Source organism: Xanthomonas sp. SHU 166 (assembly GCF_000364685.1).
GTDB lineage: Bacteria > Pseudomonadota > Gammaproteobacteria > Xanthomonadales > Xanthomonadaceae > Xanthomonas_A > Xanthomonas_A sontii.
This window is the reverse complement of the sequence record NZ_AQOJ01000873.1, coordinates 1-4,301: the sequence shown is the minus strand read 5'-3', so window position 1 is coordinate 4,301 and position 4,301 is coordinate 1. Positions and strand designations below refer to the sequence as shown.

Below are 4,301 nucleotides of genomic sequence, written 5' to 3'. Positions count from 1 at the left end.
GGCCGTCCGGCAGCCGCGGCGACGGCAGCCAGGTCGCGCGCCGCGTGCTGCGCACCGAGACCCGTCCGTCGTACCTGAGCCGGCGCATCGCCAACCGGCCGCTGCCGGTGACCCGCGAGGGCGCGCGCATGGGCCTGCACGCCAAGTCGCTGGTGGTGGACCGCCGCGTCGGCGTGATCGGCACCCACAACTTCGACCCGCGCAGCGAGACCTACAACACCGAGGGCGCGGTGATCGTCGACGATCCGGCGTTCGCGCAGGCGCTGGCGGCCAGCATCGGCCGCGACATCGAGCCGGAGAACTCCTGGGTGGTGGCGCCGCGGGTCAAGCCGCCGGTGCTGTCGGGCCTGAACTACAGCATGGGCAAGGTTTCCGAGGCGCTGCCGGTGCTGGACTTCTGGCCCTGGCGCTACGCCACCGACTACGAATTCCAGCCCGGCCCCGACTGCCCGGCGCCGCTGACCCGGCGCGACCCCGGCTTCCACCGCTGCTACAACGCAGTGGGCGACTTCCCGGAGGTCAACGTCGGCCCCAAGTGGCTGCTGGTGCGGATGTTGACCGCGTTCGGCTCGGGGCTGGTGCCGATTCTTTGAGGGGCGGGGATTCGGGATTGGGGATTGGGGATGAGCAGCCATTCGGCTGCTGAAAAGCGGGGAGCCGTGAAAGCGGGTTCCTGCGACCGGATGCCCCGTGCAGGCGCGATAATGTCCGCGCAGGGGATGCCGCTCTTGCCAATCCCCAATCCCGAATCCCCAATCCCGGCCCCCCAATGCCCTTTCGCGAACCTGCCGATCTCGCCGTCCTCAACGCCGATTGCCGCGACACCCTGATCGCGCACCTGGGCATCGTCTTCACCGAGGCCGGGCCGGACTGGCTGCGGGCGACGATGCCGGTGGACGCGCGCACGCGGCAGCCGTACGGGCTGCTGCACGGTGGCGCATCGGTGGTGCTGGCCGAGACCCTGGGCAGCACCGCCGGCAACCTGTGCGTGGAGCCGGGGCGGATCTGCGTGGGCCTGGAAATCAACGCCAACCACCTGCGCGCCGCGCGCAGCGGCGTGGTCACCGGCACCGCGCGGCCGCTGCACGTGGGCCGGACCACGCAGGTGTGGGAGATCCACATCGAGGACGCGGCCGGCAAGCCGGTGTGCGTGTCGCGGCTGACCCTGGCGGTGGTCGACCGCGGCTGAGCCCGGTCCCGGGCTGAACCCTGCCTCGGCGGTCACGGGCGACGTGTCTGCGGCCGCGTCTTCGGGGTGACACAATTGTCCGCTAGGCCCCCGCTTCCGGTACCCTTGTTCGAATGAGCGAGTTCTCCCCACCCGCCATGCGCCAATACGGTGGGGCGCTGCGCTGGGTTCGTTACGGCTACCGCGTGCCGCTGCTGGCGTTGCACGTGCTGTTGTCGCTGCCGTTCCTGCTGGTGTGCATGGCGCTGTCGCCCGGCCGCGCCGGCACCGAGTCCTTCGGCGACCGCATGGTCTGCTGGTGGTCGACCTGGCTGCTGCGCATCTTCGGCCTGCGCGTGCGCCGCATCGGCGCGCCGCTGCCCAATCCGGTGCTGTTCGTCGCCAACCATGTCAGCTGGATCGACATCGTGATGCTGCACAGCCAGCGCATGATGGGCTTCGTCGCCAAGCGCGAGATCGCCGGCTGGCCGCTGGTCGGCTGGCTGGCCGCGCGCGGGCAGACCATCTTCCACCAGCGCGGCAGCACCGAGTCGTTGGGCGGGGTGTTGCAGGCGATGCTGGAGCGGCTGCGCTCCGGCTGCTCGGTCGGCGTGTTCCCGGAAGGGCGCACCCGCGGCGGCCAGGACGTGGGGCCGTTCCATGCGCGCATCTTCCAGGCCGCGGTCGAGGCCGAGGTGGCGGTGCAGCCGGTGGCGCTGCGCTACGGTGCCGGCGGCTCGGCGCAGCAGATCGTCGCGTTCGGGCCGCACGAGAGTTTCTTCGCCAACTTCCTGCGTCTGCTCGGCGAGCCGGGGCGGGTGGCCGAGGTGCATTTCCTGGAGCCGATCCGGCTGCAGGACGTGGAAGGGCGCCGTCGCATCGCCGAGATCTCGCGTGCGCGCATCGTCACGGCGATGGCACAACCCTGAACACCGGGACACCGACCACGCCGCGCCTGACCGATTACTCCAGTCGACGGGTGCAAGCTCGCTGCCCATGAACGCAACCGATTACTCCCCCCCACGCTGGCTGCGCAACCCGCACGTCCAATCGGTACTGGGTTCCAGCCTGCTGCGCGTGCGCCGTGGCGAACAACTGCTCGCCGCCAGCGGCGCCACCACCACCTCGCACATCCTCGACGGCGGCGACGGCGTGCGCCTGCAGGGCTGGCTCAGCGTGCCGGCCGGCGAAGCGCCGCGCGGCACCGTGCTGCTGCTGCACGGCTGGGAAGGCAGCGCCGACTCCAGCTACATGCGCCTGACCGCGGCGAAGATGCTGGCGCTGGGCTACCAGGTGTTCCGGCTCAACTTCCGCGACCACGGCGGCACCCACCACCTCAACGTGGACCTGTTCCACTCCGAGCGGCTGGATGAAGTGGTCAACGCCGCCTGCGACCTGTGGCGGCGCTTCCCGGCGCCGACCCTGCTCGCCGCCGGCTACTCGCTGGGCGGCAATTTCGCCCTGCGCCTGGCGCTGCGCGCGCCGGCGGCGGGGCTGCCGCTGCAGCGCGTGGCCGCGGTGTGCCCGTTGCTGGACCCGGCCACCACCATGCAGCGGATCGAGAACGGCCCGCAGTTCTACGACTGGTATTTCCGCCGCAAGTGGCGCGAGTCGCTGCTGCGCAAGCGCGAACTGTTCCCCGACCGCCACGGCTACGACGACGCCACCCTGGCGCTGGACATGCGCGGGCTGATGGCCTGGCTGGCCGAGCGCCACGCCGGCTTCGCCAGCCTGGACGCCTACTTCGACAGCTACTGCATCGCCGGCGAGCGCCTGCTCGGCCTGAGTGTGCCGGCCGACATCCTGATGGCCGAGGACGATCCGGTGATTCCGCTGGACGACTTCCGCAGCTGGCGCCTGCCCGACCTCGCGCGGCTGGAGATCGCCCGCTGGGGTGGCCATTGCGGCTTCATCGAGAACGCGCGCGGCGACGGCTTCGCCGAACGCTGGGTGGCCGAACGGCTGACCGAGGGGCTGGTGGAGGCCTAAGCCGCGTTGCGCGCAGGCCGGCGGGCGACCTCGCCCGCGCCCGCGTGCGGCAGGCGGTCGGCAAGGAGGGCGCACCGGGATTCCCGGGTGCGGCACGCGTCGACGCTCCTTCCGCCGTTCCCGCACCATCACCGCCGTCACCACGTAGCGCTGTCCGGCGCACCGAGTCATCTGCGCAGCCCGGCATGTTCGGCGCGCCTCGCCGCCGCGTGGCCTCAGTCCCCCGCAGCGTCGGCGGCACGGCCGCTCCCAGCGAGGCCCGATGCGCCCGGTGTGCACGCCGCGCGGACGCAGGCGCCACCGCGGGGCGGCCCGATGCTCCCGCTACAATGCGGGTTTGCCCCGAAGCCGGACCCACATGCACCAGCCCATTCTCGACGCCCTGCGCCGCCAGGACACCGCCGACGCGCTGCGTCTCGCCCAGACCTGGGCCGCCGAGGCCGCCGACGACCCGCAGGCCTTCCGCTGGCTGGCGCTGGCGCAGCAGCAGCACGGCGAGACCGCCACGGCCCTGGACAGCATCGGCCGTGCGATCGCGCTGGCGCCGGAAGACGCCAGCCTGCACCTGCTGCACGCCGGCATGCTGGTCAGCGCCAACGACCTGGCCCAGGCCGAGGACGCACTGGCGCAGACCGCGGCGCTGGATCCCAACGAATTCCTCGCCTACGTGATGCGCGCGCATCTGGCGCTGGGCCGCGGCGACCTGGACGAAGTGGAGCGGCTCAGCCGCACCGCCGCGCGCCTGCAGCCGGAACATCCGCAACTGCTCGGCGTGGACGGCATGCTGGCGCTGCGCCGCGGCGACGCCGACCGCGCGCTGGCGCTGCTCGCGCGCGCCAGCAACGCGCTGCCGGACGATCCGCGCCTGCTCTACGCGCTGGGTTTCGCCTACCTGGACAAGCAGCACTTCGCCTTCGCCGAGACCGCGTTCCGCCGCGTCGCCGCGTTCACCCCGGGCACCAGCGCGGCGATGATGGCGCTGGTCGCGCAGTTGGCCTACCGCCAGGGCCGCCTGGACGACGCCATCACCGCGCTGGAGACGGTGCTGGCCGATCCGTCCGGCGATACCGCCAACATGCGCCGGCTGGCCGGCGAGTACGCCCTGCAGGCCGATCGTCCGGCCGAGGCGCTGGAACACCTGCGC

General features: G+C 72.1%; 5 protein-coding genes. All 5 read left to right on the top strand.

Annotated features, from left to right (window positions below):
• Positions 1-593, top strand: a 593-nt coding sequence (locus D180_RS19915; protein WP_043091424.1) for a phospholipase D-like domain-containing protein, incomplete at its 5' end; no start/stop codon positions are given.
• Between the two features lie 176 nt (positions 594-769).
• Positions 770-1,189: a hotdog fold thioesterase gene (locus D180_RS19910; protein WP_017914155.1), complete on the top strand. Its 420-nt coding sequence runs from the start codon at positions 770-772 to the stop codon at positions 1,187-1,189.
• 113 nt (positions 1,190-1,302) lie between these two features.
• On the top strand, positions 1,303-2,097 hold the full coding sequence (locus tag D180_RS19905; protein ID WP_026143382.1) for a lysophospholipid acyltransferase family protein: 795 nt from the start codon (positions 1,303-1,305) through the stop codon (positions 2,095-2,097).
• 67 nt (positions 2,098-2,164) lie between these two features.
• Complete coding sequence (locus tag D180_RS19900; protein ID WP_017914153.1) at positions 2,165-3,157, top strand: alpha/beta fold hydrolase; 993 nt, start codon at positions 2,165-2,167, stop codon at positions 3,155-3,157.
• Positions 3,158-3,515: 358 nt separating this feature from the next.
• Positions 3,516-4,301, top strand: a 786-nt coding sequence (locus D180_RS19895) for a tetratricopeptide repeat protein (protein WP_017914152.1), incomplete at its 3' end; no start/stop codon positions are given.

Coding starts and splice junctions, on each gene's coding strand:
- D180_RS19910 (WP_017914155.1), top strand. CDS start 770: ATGCCCTTTCGCGAACCTGCCGATCTCGCCGTCCTCAACGCCGATTGC.
- D180_RS19905 (WP_026143382.1), top strand. CDS start 1,303: ATGAGCGAGTTCTCCCCACCCGCCATGCGCCAATACGGTGGGGCGCTG.
- D180_RS19900 (WP_017914153.1), top strand. CDS start 2,165: ATGAACGCAACCGATTACTCCCCCCCACGCTGGCTGCGCAACCCGCAC.